The following is a 16,512-nucleotide window of genomic DNA, read 5'->3' as shown; positions in this document are numbered from 1 at the left end:
GTTGTGCGGTTGTGATGTCATAGCGGGATGTCCCGCACCCCGGCCGCCGCCCTGCTCGGTCTCGTGCTGGGCTGCCTCGCGCTCGGGCCCGCCCTGGGATGGGGGTTCGTGCTGGCGCAGGACATGGTGTTCGTGCCGGACCCGGAGTTCTCGCGCTTCACGTTCGGGCTGTCGGGCGGCGCGCCGCGGGTGGTGCCGAGCGACGCGGTGGTCACGGCGCTGTCGGCCGTACTGCCCGGTGAGCTGGTGCAGAAGGTGGTCCTGCTGCTGGTCTTCGTGCTCGGCTGCTCGGGGGCGGCGCGGCTGGTGCCGTCGGACGGGCGCGGGCTTGGGCGTGGGATGGGGATCGGACCGGGGCTCGTGGCGGGGGCCTTCTACGTGTGGAACCCGTACGTGGCCGAGCGGCTGCTGATGGGGCAGTGGGCGCTGCTGCTGGGGTACGCGGGGCTGCCGTGGGTGGTGGCCGCGGCGTGGGCCCCGGCCCCGCGGGCGGGGCGGCTCGCGGTGGCGGCGCTGCCCGCGGCGGTGGGCGGGTTCGCGGCCATGACGGTCACGGCACTGACGGCCCTTCCGGTCGCGGCGTTTTCCGGGGCGCCCGTTCGCGGGGCGCCCCTTCGCGATGAGCCCCTTCCTGGCGCGCCGGCTTGGCGGCCGAGGGTGCGGCGGGTCGTCGTGGCGGCCGTCGTCCTGGGGGCGTTCAGCCTGCCGTGGCTGGTGCCGGCCCTGCTGCGGCCCGCCGCGGTGACCGGTGACGGCGTCGGGGTGGAGGCGTTCGCGGCGCGGGCGGACGGGCCGTTCGGTGCGGTGGGCAGTCTGCTGTCGCTGGGCGGGATCTGGAACGCGTACGCGGTGCCGGCCGGGTACGGCACGCCGGTCGGCGCCACGGTCCGGCTGCTGCTCGCCCTGGCCGGGATCGCGGGCTTCGCGGCCTTCGCCGGCTTCTCCTGGCGGGGACGGGTGGTGCGGCGAGAGCTGCCCTGGCGGTGGGGGCTGGTGGCGGCGGCGGTGGCCGGGTTCGGGGTGGCGTGCCTGGGCGTGACCGCCCCGGGCCGGGCCGCGCTCACCGGGCTGATCCACCTCTGGGGCGGGTTCGCGGTGTTCCGGGACGCCCAGCAGTTCGTCGCGCCCCTCGCCCTGCTGGAGGCGGCCGGGCTGGGGCTGGCCGCCGCCGCGGCGTCGCGGGCGCTCGCGGACAGGGCGCTCGCGGACAGGGCGCTCACGGACAGGGCGCTCGCCGACCGGTCGGTCGCGGGCCGGGCGGTCCCGGGCCGGTCGTTCGGGGGAGGGGGGCGGTCGTCGGCGGGAGGAGGCCGGTGGGTCGCCGCGCTCGTGGCCGTGCCCCTGGCCGTGCTGCCCACGATGGCGTGGGGCGGGGCGGGGGCGCTGCGCGCGGTGACGTACCCGGCGGGCTGGACGGCCGCCCGCGAGACGATCCGGCGCGACCCCGAGCCCGGCGACGTGCTCGTCCTGCCGTTCGAGTCCTACCGGCGCTTCCCCTGGAACGGCGGGCGCCCGGTGCTGGACCCGGCACAGCGCTTCTTCGCCGGCCGGGGCCGGGAGGTGGTCGCCGACGACACGGTGCGCGTCGGCGCCATGGTGGTGCCCAGCGAGGACGAACGGGCGCAAATGGTAGAACGCGTACTAGAAGCGCCCTCGCCAAGCCTTGCCGGAGCGGGGTTTCGGTACGTCGTCGTGGACGCCGGGACCCCGGCCGAGCGCCGCGACTTCGACCGCCTGCTCCAGGGGGCGAGGCTGCTCGTGGACACTCCTGACCTGCGGCTGTATCGTTTCGGCGGGCCGATTGCTCAAGGTTCGTCCGAATAGGTCCATTGATCAGTGGCTTTATTAAGATTTCGTTTAGCTACTTCCGAGTAGCGAGAATTGGTTCTAGGTTGGTGACGGTCCCCCGCAAGTGCCGCGCCCCAGGAGGAACCCCCCAGTGATAAAGATCCTCTTAGCAGCGATCATCGGCATCGCCGTGGCCGCCCTCGTCGCGACCGTCACGACGGTCTCCTTCACCGGCGCCACCGCGACGCCCGTGAACCAGCCGCTCTACAACTACGGCGACCGGTAAATACCACCGTCATGCCGCCCTCCCGCCAAGGGGACGAGAGGACGAGCCGACCACCACTGCTCGAGATCGTCATTCCCGCCTACAACGAGGAAGGACGACTCCCCGGGGGGCTCCTGCAGCTGTGCGCGAAGCTTGCCCGCATGCCGTTCCCGACCGCCGTCATCGTCGTCGACAACAACAGCACGGACTCCACCGCCGAGATCGTCAGGACCTGGCCGCGGGGGACGGTCCCGGTCCGGCTGGCCCGGTGCGAGACCCCCGGCAAGGGGGCCGCCGTCCGCGCCGGACTGCTGGAGACCCGTGCTCCCTTCGTCGGGTTCCTGGACGCCGACATGGCCACCGACCTCAGCGCCATCGACGCCGCCTTCGGCCTGCTGCTCTCCGGTGAGCGGGTGGTCGTCGGCTCCCGCGCCCACGCCTTCTCCGACGTGGAGAACCGGCACAGCCGGGTGCGCGAGCTGGGCGCCGTCGGCTTCCGCGCCCTGGCCAGGGCGCTGGTGCGCGGCGTCAGCGACACCCAGTGCGGCTTCAAGTTCTTCGACGGCGCGCTCGTCCGCGAGGTCGCCGCGCGGCTGCGCACGCCCGGCTTCGCCTTCGACGTCGAGCTGCTCGCCCGGTGCGCCGACCGGGGCGCGAACGTCCTGGAGATCCCCGTGCAGTGGCGCGACATGCCCGGCTCGCGCTTCTCACCGGCCCGGCACAGCGCCGGCATCGTGCTGGAGCTCGGCCGGATCTGGCTGACGCTGCGCCTGGAGCCGCGCGCGGCGGGCGCCCCCGCCTGGGAGCCGCCGCTCGACCCCGTCGGGTATCCGTGAACATCGCCGTCGTCAACTGGCGTGATCCGTGGCATCCGGCCGCGGGAGGCGCCGAGACCTACGCGTGGGAGATGGCCCGCCGCCTCGCGGCGGCGGGCCACACCGTTCACTTCGTGACCGCGCGGGCTCCCGGGCAACGCGCCCGCGAGGAGATCGACGGGGTACGGCTGGCCCGCATGGGCGGGCCGTTCTCCGTCTACGCCCGGGTGCTGGCCTGGCTGCTGCCCCGCCGCTCGCGGTTCGACGCGGTGCTCGACTGCCAGAACGGCATCCCGTTCTTCACCCCCTGGGTGCTGCCCCGCCGCACCGGCGTGATCTGCGTGGTCCACCACGTCCACGACCGGCAGTTCGGCGTCCACCTGCCGCGCTGGCTCGCCGCGGTCGGCCGCTTCCTGGAGGGGCCGGTCTCCCGCTGGACCTACCGCCGGCACCGGAGCGTGGCCGTCTCGCCGTCCACCGTGGAGGCCATGCGCGAGCGGCTCGGCTGGACCGGCCCCATCCACATCGTCCCCAACGGCGTGAGCGTCGGCGCGCCCGCCGGGATCAGCAAGAGCGCCGCCCCCCGGCTCGTCTGCGTCGGCCGGCTCGTCGCGCACAAGCGCGTGGACCTGCTCATCGACGCCGTGACCGAGCTGAGGGAGCGCTGGCCCGGCCTGACCGTGGACGTCGTCGGCCGCGGCCCCGAGGAGGCGCGCCTGCGCGCCCGGCTGCCGGAGGGCGTCACCATGCACGGATACCTGTCCGAAGCGGACAAGGAACGGCTCATCGCCTCCGCCTGGCTCCAGGTCAACGCCTCCCAGGGCGAGGGCTGGGGTCTGTGCGTGCTGGAGGCCGCCGCGCTCGGCGTCCCGACGGTCGCCTTCGACGTGGACGGGCTGCGCGACGCCGTACGGCACGGCGAGACCGGCTGGCTGCTGCCCGAGGGCACCGACCTGGCCAAGGGCGTCTCCGCCGCGCTCGACGAGCTGGCCGGCGGCCGCGCCGACGCGTACGCCGACCGGTGCCGGTCGTGGGCGGCCCGGTTCTCGTGGCAGAGCAGCGCGGAACGCATGGCCGAGCTGATCCGCGGCCGTCCCGCGCCGGCCCCCATGTGGGCCGTCCCGGCGCCCCTGAGGGAGGAGCGGTGGTAGGCGCTTCCGAGACAGCGCGAGCGGTGGTGACCGACAAGGCCCGGCACCGGGTGTGGCTGCTGCTCTGCTGCCTCGGCTTCGCCGTGCTGTCGTTCACCACCAGGCCCGGCAGCATCATGGGCGACACCAAGATCGACCTGGCGCTCAACCCGCTCGGCTGGCTGGAGCGGGCCGCCCACCTGTGGGACCTCCAGCACTTCGGCCAGCTCCAGAACCAGGCCGCCGGCTACCTGTTCCCCATGGGCCCCTTCTTCGCGCTGGGCGAGCTGGCCGGCGTCGAGCCGTGGGTGACGCAGCGGCTCTGGCTGACGCTGCTGCTCAGCGTGGCGTTCCTCGGCGTGGAGCGGCTGACGCGGCAGCTCGGCGTCGGTACGCCGGGCACCCGGATCGCCGGCGCCCTGGCGTACGCGCTGGCCCCGCGCGCGCTGTCCATCCTCGGCGAGATCTCGATCGAGTGGCTGCCCGCCGCGATGCTGCCGTGGATCCTCGTCCCGCTGCTGACCGCGTCGGAGACCGGGCAGCGGGCCCGCGGCGCGATCCGCTCGGCGCTGGCCGTCGCGCTGTGCGGCGGCGTGAACGCCGTCGCCGTGCTCGCCGTGCTCGTCGCCCCCGTCGTCTACATCCTGACCCGGCCGCGGCCGGTGCCGCGCTGGCGGCTGCTCGGCTGGTGGTCGGGCGCGGTCGCGGTGGCCACGCTGTTCTGGTGGGCGCCGCTGCTGCTCGTCGGCCGGTACGCGTTCTCGTTCCTGCCCTACACCGAGAACGCGTCTACGACGACGGCCGTCACGTCGTTGACGAACGTGCTGCGCGGCACCTCCGACTGGGTGCGCTTCCTGACCGTCAACGGGGTGGACCAGCAGCCGCCCGGCTACGCCATCGCCACCTCGGCCGCCATGGTCGTGGTCACCGGCGTGCTCGCCGCGCTCGGCCTGGCCGGGCTGGTGCGCCGCGACCTGCCCGCCCGCGGCTTCGTGATCACGCTGTTCCTCGTGGGCGTCACCGCGCTGGTCGCCGGGCACACGAGCGCGCTGGAGCCGATCGTCGCCGAGCCGATGCGCTGGCTGCTCGACGGTCCGCTCGCGCCGCTGCGCAACCTGCGCAAGTTCGACCCGCTGGTGCGGCTGCCGATGGCCTTCGGCCTGGCCCACCTGCTCGCCGTCACCCATCGCCGGGCCCGCGCCGCGCGGCCCACAGCCGGGCTGCCGCTGGCCGCGCGCCTGCGGGCCAACGTCCGGCTGCCCGTGCGGGTGGTCGCCCTGGCCGCCCTCGCCGGGCTCGTGCTCCCGGTCTTCAACCAGGGCCTCGCCATGCCGGGCTCGTTCAAGGAGGTGCCGCTCTACTGGCGGCAGGCCGCGGCCTGGATCAACGAGAACGCCGGCGACGACGGCGTGCTCGTCGTGCCCGGCGCCAAGTTCGGCGAGTACCTGTGGGGCCGGCCGGTGGACGACCCCATGCAGCCGCTGTTCAAGGCCCGCTGGACCGCCCGGCAGGTCACGGCCGCCGGCTCGGTCGGCCTGACCCGGCTGCTCGACGCCGTCGACCAGCGTCTCACCTCCGGCGAGGGCTCGGCCGGCCTCACCGAGGTGCTGCGCCGCCTCGGCGTCCACTACCTGCTCGTCCGCAACGACCTCATGCGCGCCAACCTCCAGGGGGCCTGGCCCGCCCGTGTCCAGGAGGCGCTGCGCGAGTCGCCCGGCATCAGCCGGATCCGCGCGTTCGGCGGCGAGGTGGGCGACGGCTTCACCGACGACGCGGTCGACTCCGTCGACTGGCCGGCGCCCGCCCTGGAGCTGTACGAGGTGGCGGGCAACGCCGACCTGGTCGGCGTGGAGGCCGCGGGCGACGCGGTGCGCGTGCGCGGCGGCCCCGACTCGCTGCTCACGATGGGCGACCTCGGGCTGCTCGGCACCGGCCCGGTGCTGGTCAACGACGACGCGAGCACGTACGAGGTGCCGACCGTCGTCAGCGACGCCCTGCGGCTGCGCGAGCGGCAGTTCGGCGAGATCCGGACGAACTGGACACCCACGCTGACCGCCGACCGGCGCGCCGACTTCACCGGCGTGCGCGCGCTCGACCTGCTGGAGAAGGGCTGGCTGGAGGAGACCTCGACCGCCGAGTACGACGGCATCTCCGCCATCACCGCCTCCTCCTCGGTGGCCGACAGCGACGCGATCTCCGGCCTCAGCACCCCCGGGCGCGGCCCGTGGGCGGCCATGGACGGCGACTACGAGACCGGCTGGGAGAGCGGCGGCTGGCACCGCCCCGAGGGCGAGTGGCTGCGCGTCGACCTGCCCCAGCCCCGCGAGATCCCCGACTTCAAGGTCACCTTCACCAACAACGTGCTGCTCGGCCAGTCGATCAGGCGCGTGGCCGTGGAGACCGAGAACGGGCGGCTGGTCCAGGACGTCCGGCAGACCAACGAGCCGCAGACGCTGCACGCCCCGCCCGGGACGACGACCTGGCTGCGGATCAGGATCCTCGCCACCTACGACAGCGACTGGAGCTTCGTGCAGCGGGTCGGCATCACCGAGATGACGATCCCCGGCGTGCTGCCCGGCCGCACGATCCGGCTGCCCGGCAGGAGCGGCGACGCGTACGTCATGGACCGCGGGCTCGACGCGCGCCCCCAGTGCATGCGCAACCGCGACCGGTGGGTGTGCAACCCGCTGCTCGCCCGGCCGGGGGAGGAGGGCGCCGGCTTCGACCGCACCTTCACGGCCGAGCGCCGGCACGCCGCCGCCCTCCAGGGCACGGCGATCCTGCGCGACGCCGGGCTCGTCGACCGCTACAGCCGGCTCAGCGCCGACCTCACCCGCGTCCAGGGCACCTCGCAGGTCAGCAAGGACCCCGTGGTCGCGCCGAGGTCGGCCTTCGACGCCGACGCCGCGACCACCTGGGTGCCCTCGCCCAGCGACGGCGAGCCCACCCTCACCCTGCGCTGGAACGGCAAGAAGACGATCTCCCGCCTCCAGGTCGCCCGGCCCGGCGGCGACAAGCAGCCGCTCGACATCATCATCGCCGGCGACAAGGGCGTGGTGCGCAGCGGCCGCGTGGACGCCGGAGGCGTCATCAGGTTCAAGCCCATCACCACGACCCAGCTCAAGCTGCGCTTCTTCCCCGTGTCGCGGCGCCTCCAGGTGACCGAGCTGATCATCCCCGGGGTCAGCCCGGCCAGCCGGCCCCAGGGCATCCCGTTCCGGCTGCCCTGCGGCCAGGGCCCCGAGCTGCGGGTCAACGGCAAGGTCGTCCAGACCCGGGTCACCGGCACCTACGCCGACCTGCTCGAACAGCGGCCCGTCCGGTTCACCGCCTGCGGCAGGGTGACGCTGTCGGCGGGCGACAACCGGGTGCGGGCCGCCGGCTGGGACCCGTTCGCCGTCGAGGGGCTGGTGATCGGCGCGCTGCCCGAGCAGCCGCTCCAGGTCGAGGGCGCCGCGGCCCCCGGCACGTGGACGCAGTCCGAGCGCGAGGTCCGGGTGAGCGCGCCCAAGGACTCCTTCCTCGTGGTCAACGAGAACTACAACGCCGGCTGGCGGGCCAGCCTCGACGGCCAGACGCTGCGGCCGGTCCGCATCGACGGCTGGAAGCAGGCGTGGGAGCTGCCCGCCGGCACCTCGGGCACCGTCCGGCTGGAGTACGGGCCCGACCGGCCGTACTGGCTGGCCCTCGCGCTGGGCCTGGGCGGCATCGCCCTGCTCGCGCTGCTCGCCCTGGTGATGCGCGGGCCGCGCCCTGAGCACGTGATGGAGACCGCCGCGGCCGGGCGCTCGCGGCTCTCGGGCTGGCGCATGCCGTACGCGATCGCCGCGGGCATGGCCTTCGGCGCCTGGGTGGCGGGCTGGGCCGGCATGCTCGTGGTGCTCGCCGTCGTCGTCGCCGTCCTGTGGGCCCCGGCCCGGCGGGCGCTGCCCCGGTGGCTCGCCCCGCACTGGGCCGCGGCGCTGCTGTTCTGCCTCGCGACCGCGTCGCTGGCCGCGGCCATGGCGCTGCGCGACTACGGCGCGGACGTGGACGTGCTCACCGACCACGTCCCGCAGCTCGTCGCCTGTGCCGCCATGGGCGTGCTGTTCGGCCGGCTCGTCAGCGAACCGGCTCAGCCGGACGCTCCGCCGGAGCTTCCGGCGGAGGAGCCGATGCTGACCGGCGCCCGGTCAGCTTGAGGGCCCGCTCCTCGATGAGGTGGTAGCTGGCCACGCTCACGAGGAGCGAGCCGACGAACGTCAGGATCGCCACCTTGACGAAGTCGCCGCTGAACGGCCGGCTGTCGGTCACCTTGTAGTACAAGGTGATCACCGGCGCGTGCCAGAGGAAGAAGCTGTAGGAGATCCGGCCCAGGTACGCGGTGACCGGGTTGCCGAGCACCCGGTGCCGCAGTGAGTCGCGCCGGGCCGCCAGCGCGAACGGCGCGACGACGAGCACGGCCACCGTGGCCTCCAGGAGCATCCGCCAGATCGACTGCGACAGGCTCGGCAGGTCGAGCGTGCGCGGGCCGGCCACCTCGGTGCTCAGCACCACGTACAGCAGCAGCGCGAGGACCAGGAGCTGCGGCGCGAGCGCGTCGACGACCCGGCTCTCCTTGATCCACACCGACAGCACGGCCATGGCCATGCCCGCGGCGAAGTAGATGAGGTGGTGCGGCAGCCAGAGCGCGAGCTGCGGCTGGTCGAAGACGTGCGCCGCGACCGCGCTGCTGACCGAGACCAGCGGGAGCACGGCGATGCCGCCGAGCAGCCGGACCGGCCGGTTGCCGCGCCTGGCCCAGTGGTGCAGCAGCCAGGCGAGCACCGGCAGCACCAGGTAGAAGGCCATCTCGATCGGCATCGTCCACATCTGGTAGAGGCCGTCGGGGGCGCGGGTCTGCTCGGTGTAGTTCTGGAGCAGCAGCAGCCACTTGACCCAGCCGCCGGCGTCCAGCGAGCTCCACGCGAGCAGCGCGAGCGTCGTCACCACCCAGTACGCGGGCATGACGCGCAGCACGCGGCGCCACAGGTAGCCGCCGGCGCCGGGCGCGGGGGTGTCCTCCAGCACGGCCCGCGCCCACGGGCGGTACAGCAGCAGGCCGGACAGCAGGAAGAAGATCGGAACCGCGATGCCCAGCCGGGTCGTCATCCAGGCGAACATGCCGTCGCGGTACATCACGCCGGTGTTGCCGGCCACGTGCAGCACCCACACGCCGAGGGCGGCCAGGGCGCGGATGCCGTCGAGGGCGGTGTCGCGCCGGGCGGGCGCGTCGAGCGGCGCCACGCGCAGCTCGCCGGGCGGCCCGGGCGGCTCCCCTCCCTCGGGAGCGGCGGTCTCCTCCGGGGCCCTCGTGCCGGGGGCGGCGGGCTCCTTCCGGGCGCTCCCCTCGGGGGCGGTGGGGTCGGCGGGGGCGGCCTTCTCGGGGGACGGGGCGGATGCCGTCGTCACGGCCGCTTTCTCAGGACCAGGACCAGATTCCACGTGGCGAACTCCCTGACGATCGGGACCTTGAGCATCGGGCGGTACCACCAGGGCAGGTAGCGGGGGAACGCGTCGACGAGCTCGACCCGCCGCTCACCGCGCGCCCAGCGCAGGCCGTGGGCGACGGAGACGGGGTAGAGGCTCCGGCCAAAGTGGTTTTTGGGCGGCTTGCCGTACTTTTCCTGATATTTCTGGGCGGCGCGGTGGCCGCCCAGGTAGTGCCAGGGCGAGGTCTCGTGCCCGCCCCAGGGGGAGAGCCAGTTGGTGTAGGCCAGGAAGACCAGCCCGCCGGGCCGGGTCACCCGGACCATCTCGGAGGCCATCCGCCACGGCTCCGGCACGTGCTCCAGCACGTTGGAGGAGAAGCAGACGTCCACCGAGGAGTCGAGCAGTGGCAGGTCGAGCGCGCTGCCCAGCACGCCGCCGCTGGGCGCGCCCTGGCCGGCCAGCTCGCCCGCGTCCACGTCCACGCAGACGCAGCGGGCGCCGTGGGCGCGGAACTCCGTGGCGAAGAAGCCGGGCCCGCCGCCCACGTCGAGGACGAGCCGGTCGCGCAGGTCCACGTACCGGCGCAGGAGCCCGGCCGTGTCGGCCGCGAGCGTCGTGTAGTAGCCCTGCTGGTCGCCCTGCTCGGTGCGGAACGCCCGGAAGAGCCGGATGGACCGCGCCAAGTCGGCGCGCATGGGCATATTTCCCGCTTTCATAGGGAGAACCACGATAGAACCTGTTTCTATCAATTTGATTGCGGCTCCGTACCGGCCAGTGACGCATGTCACTCACTGTCATACTTTGATGCCGGATGTTCCGGCAAGACGACAACAGGTTCTAGGATCGCGGAGGCCTTTGATGGGTCGCATCTCCACGCTCGTCCTCATCGGGGTCGGTGCCTTCTTCATCGCCCTGGCGCCCCTCCTGAAGTTCTGGGCCGCGGGGAAGATCATTTCCGCCCCGGCGGACCAGTGGGGGGTCACGCGGCTGGAGGCCAAGGGGGCCCAGTACTTCTCCACCCAGGACCTCAAGGTGCTCACGGCCGACCTGGACGTCATCGTCACCACGCGCGGCGACGTGAAGGAGGCCAACTCCAGCCGGGTCGTCTGGGACGAGGCCACCATCGTCAACGACGTCACCAACCACCGCCCGCAGATCGTCATCAGTGACCGGCGCAGCGCCTTCGACAAGTACACCGGCGTGGGCATGAACTGCTGCGACGTCAAGATCGGCAACACTCCGGTGACGCTGGAGGGCCAGATCTACAAGTTCCCGTTCGACACGGAGAAGAAGACCTACCGGGTGTTCAACGGCACGGCCGGCAAGGCGTTCGACGCGCGGTTCGTCCGCGAGGACACCGTGAACGGCCTGCCCGTCTACGTCTTCGAGCAGGACGTGCCGCCCACCAAGACCGAGACCCGCAGCGCCCCGGCCAACGTGCTCGGCATGACCGGCACCGCGATGGTGCAGGTGGACCGCTGGTACGACGGCAAGGTGACGTACTACATCGAGCCCACCACCGGCAGCCCGGTCCGGCAGGACCAGCAGCGTCACGAGGTGCTCAAGACCCAGGACGGCGTCGAGCGCTCGCCCGCCTTCGTCGCGGACGTCAAGATGACCGACCGCACCGTGAACGACCTGGTCGCGCAGGCTGAGGACGGCAAGTCGAAGATCAACCTGCTGCGGAACATCGTCCCGCTCGTGCTGCTGATCGTCGGCGTCGTCCTGGTGGGCGCCGGCATCCTGCTCGGCCGCCGCTCCCCGCAGGCGTCCGCCTGATCCTCTGCTCCCGATCCTCGAAAGGCCCGCGCCTTCGGGTGCGGGCCTTTCGCGTTCCTGTGTCAGGGCGTTCCCGGCCCGTGTCACGCCGCGTTACTAGAACGCGTTCCGATTCGATGTTACTGACGGGTACCGACCAAAGGTTCTAGAGTAGAACGCGTTGCAGTTAGCCGTAATGCGGTCGTATTGTCGGGCCATGCGGACACGTGTCACGGACATGTTCGGAATCGAGCTGCCCATCTTCGCGTTCAGCCACTGCCGGGACGTCGTCGCCGCGGTCAGCCGCGCCGGCGGGATGGGCGTCCTCGGCGCCCTCTACTTCACCCCCGAAGAGCTCGAGATGGAGCTCAAGTGGATCGACGACCACGTCGACGGCAAGCCGTACGGGGTGGACGTCGTCATGCCGGCCTCCTACGAGGGCGCGGACTTCCCGGCGGAGGAGCTGGTCGGGCGGCTCCAGTCGATGATCCCGGAGGGTCACCGCGCGTTCGTCGAGAACCTGCTGACCTCGCACGGCGTGCCCCCGCTGTCGGCCGACGCCGAGGCCGGCAAGGTCCTGCTCGGCTGGACCGACGCCACCGCCCGGCCGCAGGTCGAGGTAGCGCTCCGGCACCCGATCGCGCTGCTCGCCAACGCCCTCGGCCCGCCCCCGGCCGACGTCGTCGAGCTGGCGCACTCCCACGGCGTCAAGGTGGCGGCGCTCGCCTCCACCCCGCGCCACGCGCGCAAGCAGGTCGAGGTCGGGGTGGACGTGGTGGTCGCGCAGGGCACCGAGGCCGGCGGCCACACCGGTGAGATCACCACCATGGTGCTCATCCCGCAGGTCGTGGACGCCGTGGACGTGCCCGTGCTGGCCGCCGGCGGCATCGGCGACGGCCGTCAGATGGCCGCCGGCCTGGCGCTGGGCGCCGAAGGCGTCTGGACCGGCTCGCTGTGGCTGACGGTCGAGGAGGCCGACACGCCCGAGATGGCCAGGCGGCGCATCCTGGAGGCCACCTCGCGCGACACGGTCCGCTCGCGGAGCTGGACGGGCAAGCCGGCCCGGCTGCTGCGCAACGAGTGGACCGACGCCTGGGAGTCGCAGGAGTCGCCGGGGACGCTGCCGATGCCGCTGCAGTTCATGCTGGTGTCGGACGCGCTGCGCCGGATCGGCCGCTCGGGCGCCGCCGAGCTGGCGACCTTCCCGGCGGGCCAGGTCATCGGCCTCACCAACCAGGTCCGCTCCACCCGTGACGTCATGTACTCCCTGATGGAGCAGTACAGCGAGGCCCTGGAGCGCCTGGAGCGCATCACCGGCGACTGACCTCTTCACCCGGCATCCGCCGCGACCGCGCCGGTGTCGCGGCGGAGCGCCCGCGCCGGGCCGGTGAGCCGGTCCGCAAGGACGGCCAGGCACAGCGCCCACACGCTCCACGCCACGTACCCGGCGAAGTTGGCCAGGTCGGCGCCCGGCACTCCGAGCGGGGCGAGCACCCCCGCCGCCACGGCGAGCGCGGAGGCCCCGCCGAGCGCGGCGAACCAGCGCGGGGGACGGGGCAGCGCGGCGAGCACCAGGACCGTCCACGCGGCGGTGAGCAGGTACCCCAGGGTCTCGCCGACGCCGGTCCCGAGGTAGGCGTGGAGCGCGGCGAAGACCGTCTCGGCGGCCCGCGGGTCGGCCGCCCGCGTCAGGCTCGGGACGGCGAACGGCCAGCGCAGCAGCCCGAGGACCTGCACGACCCCGGCGAGCACCCCCGCGTGGACCGAGAGCGCCGCCGCCGGGCCGTCCGGGAGCCGCCTGCCGAGCAGGACGGCGGCCGGGACCAGCGTGCCCGCGCCGAGCGCCAGCAGCACGAACCAGGCGGAGATCGCCGGCTGGTGGGCGGCGAACGCGGCGAGGATCTCGGCGGGAGGCCGGCTCAGCACGTCCGGATAGCCGAACGTCAGGCCGAGGCCGACGAAGGCGACATTCGCGGCCAGCACGCCGGCGGCCAGGGTCCATCTCATGGAGGGTCTCCTAATTCTGAACGATGTTCAACATTAAACACCGTTTAGAGTTGACTTGTGAAGAGAGGACCGCAGCGTTCGGTGCATCCCGAGGCCGTGCTCGACGCGGCGCTGGAGCTGATCGACGCCGGCGCGCTGACCATGCGCGCGCTGGCCGCCCGGGTCGGGCTCAGCCCGGGCGCCCTGTACACCTACTTCCCCGACCGGGCGGCGATCGTGTCCGCCCTGGCCGACCGGCTGCTCGGCGAGGCCGACGTGGGGCTGCTGGCGGACGGGCCCGGGGAGCCGCGGGAGCGGATCGTCGCGTTCGCGCTCAACCTGCGGGCCGTGCTCATGCGCCACCCGGCAGCGGTGCCGGCCATCCTCGGGGCGGCCTTCGGCGGCCCGGTGGCGCTGCGGGTCGGCGAGAGCCTGCTGGCCGCGCTGCCCGACCCGCGGGCGTCGTACACGGTCATGGTCTACGTGCTCGGCGCGATCGCGCTGGAGGCCGCCGAGCTGGACGGGGCCACGCCGGTGCCGCCCGAGTCCGAGCGCGTCGCGGCGCGGCGGGCCGCGCTGCGGGTGGACCCGGAGGAGTACCCGCGCACGCACGCCGCGGCCGACGCCATCGCCGCCTACGTCTCCACGGAGCAGTTCCGCTGGGGCCTGGAGCGCGTCCTGTCCGCGCTCTGAGGCCCCGGCGTCACCTGCCCTCGTAGCGGGCCGGGCGCTTCTCCTTGAAGGCGCGGGTGCCCTCGCGGGCGTCGGCGGAGCCGATCACCGGCCAGCCCAGGTCGTCCGACACCTTCAGCGCCTCGGCCTCCGGCATGCCGAGCGTGTCCCGGTACGTGCGCAGGATGGCCTGGACGGCCAGCGGCCCGGAGGCGGCGATGTCGGCCGCCACCTCCAGCGCCGTGGCGAGGGCCTGCCCGTCCGGCACCACCCGGTTGACCAGCCCCATCGCCAGCGCCTCCGCCGCCGTGATCGACCGGCCGGTGAGCAGGAGGTCCATGGCGTGGCAGTACGGGATCTGGCGGGGCAGCCGCACCGCGCTGCCGCCCATGGGGAACAGCGCCCGCTTGGCCTCGAACAGCCCCAGCGTGGCCGACTCGGCGACGATCCGCAGGTCCGTGCCCACCAGCAGCTCCGTCCCGCCGGCCACCGCGTACCCCTCGACCGCGCACACCACCGGCTTGACCGGCATGTCCTCGCGCAGCAGCCCCTTCCAGTGGAAGTTCGGGATGCGCGCGGCCCGCGCCTGCACCTCCGGGTCCGCGGACGGCGTGCCCATCGCCTTGAGGTCGGCGCCCGCGCAGAACGTGCCCTCGGCGCCGGTCAGGACCGCGACGCGGACCCCCGCCTCCTCCGACACGTACGCCCAGGCCGAGGCGAGGCCGACCAGCATGTCGGAGGACAGGGCGTTGCGGGCCTCGGGGCGGTTCATGGTGACGACCACGACGTGGCCGTCGCGTTCGACGCGGCAGTGGGGGGTACTGATCGGAAGGAGCTCCACGGACGCCTCCGGATGTTTGTATCAAGCGCTTGGTAGGCAGTGATCCTACCCCTGCGCGCGGCGCGCGAAAGGTGCCGCCCTTGTGAGATCAAGCGCTTGCTCTGCTCTCGCGGGCCGGGTTACGCTGCCCAAGCAAACGAGAACAGGTTCTCGTTTCCGCCTGGCAGGCCGGAGTCCTGTGGCGATCCCCGGTCCACCGGCGCCTCGACCACTGACGAGGAGTACCCATGGGCACGCTCGGATTCTGGAGGCTGGCGCAGGCGGATCCCGGCTGGGTCGCCGCCGTGGACCCCGACGGCACCCAGCACCGCGCCGGCGACCTGCTCGCCCGTGCCAACCGGCTCGTCCACGGCCTGCGCGAGCTGGGCCTGCGGCCCGGGGACGGCGTCTGCGGCCTGGTGCCCAACGGCGCCGACGGGCTCGTCCTCTACCTGGCCGCCCTCCAGGCCGGGTGGTACTACACGCCCGTCAACTGGCACCTGACCGGCCCCGAGATCGCCTACATCGTCTCCGACAGCGAGGCCAAGGCGTTCTTCGTGCACCCCCGCTACGCCGCCGAGGGCACCCGGGGCGCCGAGGCCATCGCCCCCGAGCGCCGCTTCGCCCTGCCCGAGGGCGCGGAGCTGCCCGGCTTCCGTCCCCTCACCGACCTGACCGGCGGGCAGCCCGACACCCTGCCGACCGACCGCACGGCCGGGCTCACCATGCACTACACCTCCGGCACCACCGGCAAGCCGAAGGGCGTCCGCCGCCCGCTGAGCGGCCTCGACCCCGACGACGCCGCCGAGATGATGACGTTCCTGCTCGGCCTGTTCGGCATCACGGCCGGCCGGCCCAACGCCCACCTCGTCACCTCGCCCAACTACCACACCGCCGTCACCCAGTTCGGCGGCACGGCCCTGCACATGGGCCACACGCTCGTCTACATGGACAAGTGGGACGCCGAGGAGACGCTGCGGCTCTGCGAGCGCCACCGGATCACCAACTCCCACATGGTCCCGACCCACTTCAAGCGGCTGCTCGCGCTGCCCGAGGAGACCAGGCGCACGTACGACCTGTCCTCGCTGAAGTGGATGATCCACGCCGCCGCGCCCTGCCCGGTGCCGGTGAAGCGGGCCATGTTCGAGTGGTGGGGCGACTGCATCTACGAGTACTACGCGGCCACCGAGGGCGGCGGCACCCTGGCCACGCCCGAGGGCTGGAAGTCGCATCCCGGCACGGTCGGCAAGGCGTGGCCCATCAGCGAGCTGCTCATCGTCGACGACGACGGCAAGCCCGTACCGACCGGCACCCCCGGCACGATCTACATGAAGATGATGGGCGCGCGCTTCGAGTACAAGGGCGACCCGGCCAAGACCGAGGAGAACCGCCTCCAGGACCACTTCACCGTGGGCGACGTCGGCTACCTGGACGAGGACGGCTACCTCTACCTGTGTGACCGCAAGTCCGACATGATCATCTCCGGCGGGGCCAACATCTACCCGGCCGAGATCGAGAACGAGCTGATGACCCACCCCAAGGTGGCCGACGTGGCCGTCTTCGGCATCCCCGACGACGAGTGGGGCGAGCAGATCAAGGCCGTCGTCGAGCCCGCGCCCGGGGCCGAGCCGGGACCGGAGCTGGCCGCCGAGCTGCTCGCGTCGCTGGAGGGGCGGCTGGCCCGGATGAAGTGGCCGAAGACGATCGACTTCATCGAGGAGATGCCCCGCGAGCCCAACGGCAAGCTGCTCAAGCGCAAGCTGCGCGCGCCGTACTGGGAGGGGCGCGAGCGCGCCATCTGATGACAACCAGGCAACGAAGGGGAGG

General features: G+C 73.1%; 13 protein-coding genes. 9 read left to right on the top strand and 4 right to left on the bottom strand.

The window, feature by feature from the left end; all coding sequences use genetic code 11:
- Positions 1 to 27 precede the first annotated feature (27 nt).
- The 5 genes from HD595_RS09330 to HD595_RS09315 all read left to right on the top strand — a co-directional run bounded on the left by HD595_RS09330 (position 28) and on the right by HD595_RS09315 (position 8,179).
- Positions 28 to 1,824, top strand: a complete 1,797-nt coding sequence (locus HD595_RS09330; RefSeq protein ID WP_253767586.1) for an MmpA family trehalose lipid delivery protein — start codon at positions 28 to 30, stop codon at positions 1,822 to 1,824.
- A gap of 115 nt (positions 1,825 to 1,939) precedes the next feature.
- Entirely contained in the window at positions 1,940 to 2,074 is a 135-nt protein-coding gene (locus HD595_RS45710) for a hypothetical protein (protein ID WP_268959883.1), read from the top strand.
- An 11-nt stretch (positions 2,075 to 2,085) separates the two neighbouring features.
- Entirely contained in the window at positions 2,086 to 2,889 is an 804-nt protein-coding gene (locus tag HD595_RS09325; protein ID WP_253767584.1) for a glycosyltransferase, read from the top strand.
- Entirely contained in the window at positions 2,886 to 4,019 is a 1,134-nt protein-coding gene (locus tag HD595_RS09320) for a glycosyltransferase family 4 protein (protein ID WP_253767582.1), read from the top strand. The genes HD595_RS09325 and HD595_RS09320 overlap by 4 nt, the downstream gene beginning before the upstream one ends.
- On the top strand, positions 4,013 to 8,179 hold the full coding sequence (locus HD595_RS09315; RefSeq protein WP_253767580.1) for an alpha-(1->3)-arabinofuranosyltransferase domain-containing protein: 4,167 nt from the start codon (positions 4,013 to 4,015) through the stop codon (positions 8,177 to 8,179). The genes HD595_RS09320 and HD595_RS09315 overlap by 7 nt, the downstream gene beginning before the upstream one ends.
- On the opposite strand, the gene HD595_RS09310 is transcribed toward HD595_RS09315, so the two are convergent.
- Both HD595_RS09310 and HD595_RS09305 read right to left on the bottom strand, forming a co-directional pair.
- Positions 8,100 to 9,428 carry an acyltransferase family protein gene (locus tag HD595_RS09310; protein ID WP_253767578.1) on the bottom strand — a complete coding sequence of 443 codons (1,329 nt, stop codon included), beginning with the start codon at positions 9,426 to 9,428 and terminating at the stop codon, positions 8,100 to 8,102. The genes HD595_RS09315 and HD595_RS09310 overlap by 80 nt on opposite strands.
- Positions 9,425 to 10,150 carry a class I SAM-dependent methyltransferase gene (locus tag HD595_RS09305; protein WP_253781109.1) on the bottom strand — a complete coding sequence of 242 codons (726 nt, stop codon included), beginning with the start codon at positions 10,148 to 10,150 and terminating at the stop codon, positions 9,425 to 9,427. The genes HD595_RS09310 and HD595_RS09305 overlap by 4 nt, the downstream gene beginning before the upstream one ends.
- Positions 10,151 to 10,307: 157 nt before the next feature.
- Here HD595_RS09305 and pgfA point away from each other — a divergent pair, with 157 nt between their 5' ends.
- Together pgfA and HD595_RS09295 are read left to right on the top strand one after the other, a co-directional pair.
- Positions 10,308 to 11,228 carry a cell envelope lipid trafficking protein PgfA gene (pgfA, locus tag HD595_RS09300; RefSeq protein WP_253767576.1) on the top strand — a complete coding sequence of 307 codons (921 nt, stop codon included), beginning with the start codon at positions 10,308 to 10,310 and terminating at the stop codon, positions 11,226 to 11,228.
- Between the two features lie 196 nt (positions 11,229 to 11,424).
- Positions 11,425 to 12,531: an NAD(P)H-dependent flavin oxidoreductase gene (locus HD595_RS09295; RefSeq protein ID WP_253767574.1), complete on the top strand. Its 1,107-nt coding sequence runs from the start codon at positions 11,425 to 11,427 to the stop codon at positions 12,529 to 12,531.
- Between the two features lie 5 nt (positions 12,532 to 12,536).
- On the opposite strand, the gene HD595_RS09290 is transcribed toward HD595_RS09295, so the two are convergent.
- On the bottom strand, positions 12,537 to 13,214 hold the full coding sequence (locus HD595_RS09290; RefSeq protein WP_253767572.1) for a DUF4386 family protein: 678 nt from the start codon (positions 13,212 to 13,214) through the stop codon (positions 12,537 to 12,539).
- A 57-nt stretch (positions 13,215 to 13,271) separates the two neighbouring features.
- Between HD595_RS09290 and HD595_RS09285 the strand changes: the two genes are divergently transcribed.
- Complete coding sequence (locus tag HD595_RS09285) at positions 13,272 to 13,886, top strand: TetR/AcrR family transcriptional regulator (RefSeq protein WP_253767571.1); 615 nt, start codon at positions 13,272 to 13,274, stop codon at positions 13,884 to 13,886.
- A 10-nt stretch (positions 13,887 to 13,896) separates the two neighbouring features.
- Here HD595_RS09285 and HD595_RS09280 read toward each other — a convergent pair whose 3' ends face one another.
- Entirely contained in the window at positions 13,897 to 14,706 is an 810-nt protein-coding gene (locus HD595_RS09280) for a crotonase/enoyl-CoA hydratase family protein (protein ID WP_253767569.1), read from the bottom strand.
- Between the two features lie 227 nt (positions 14,707 to 14,933).
- On the opposite strand from HD595_RS09280, the gene HD595_RS09275 reads away from it, so the two are divergent.
- Positions 14,934 to 16,487: an acyl-CoA synthetase gene (locus tag HD595_RS09275; protein ID WP_253767567.1), complete on the top strand. Its 1,554-nt coding sequence runs from the start codon at positions 14,934 to 14,936 to the stop codon at positions 16,485 to 16,487.
- Positions 16,488 to 16,512: the final 25 nt, after the last annotated feature.

The organism is Nonomuraea roseoviolacea subsp. carminata, from assembly GCF_024172185.1.
In the GTDB taxonomy this organism is placed as follows: Bacteria; Actinomycetota; Actinomycetes; order Streptosporangiales; family Streptosporangiaceae; genus Nonomuraea; species Nonomuraea roseoviolacea.
This window is presented reverse-complemented; position numbering and strand designations above follow the sequence as displayed.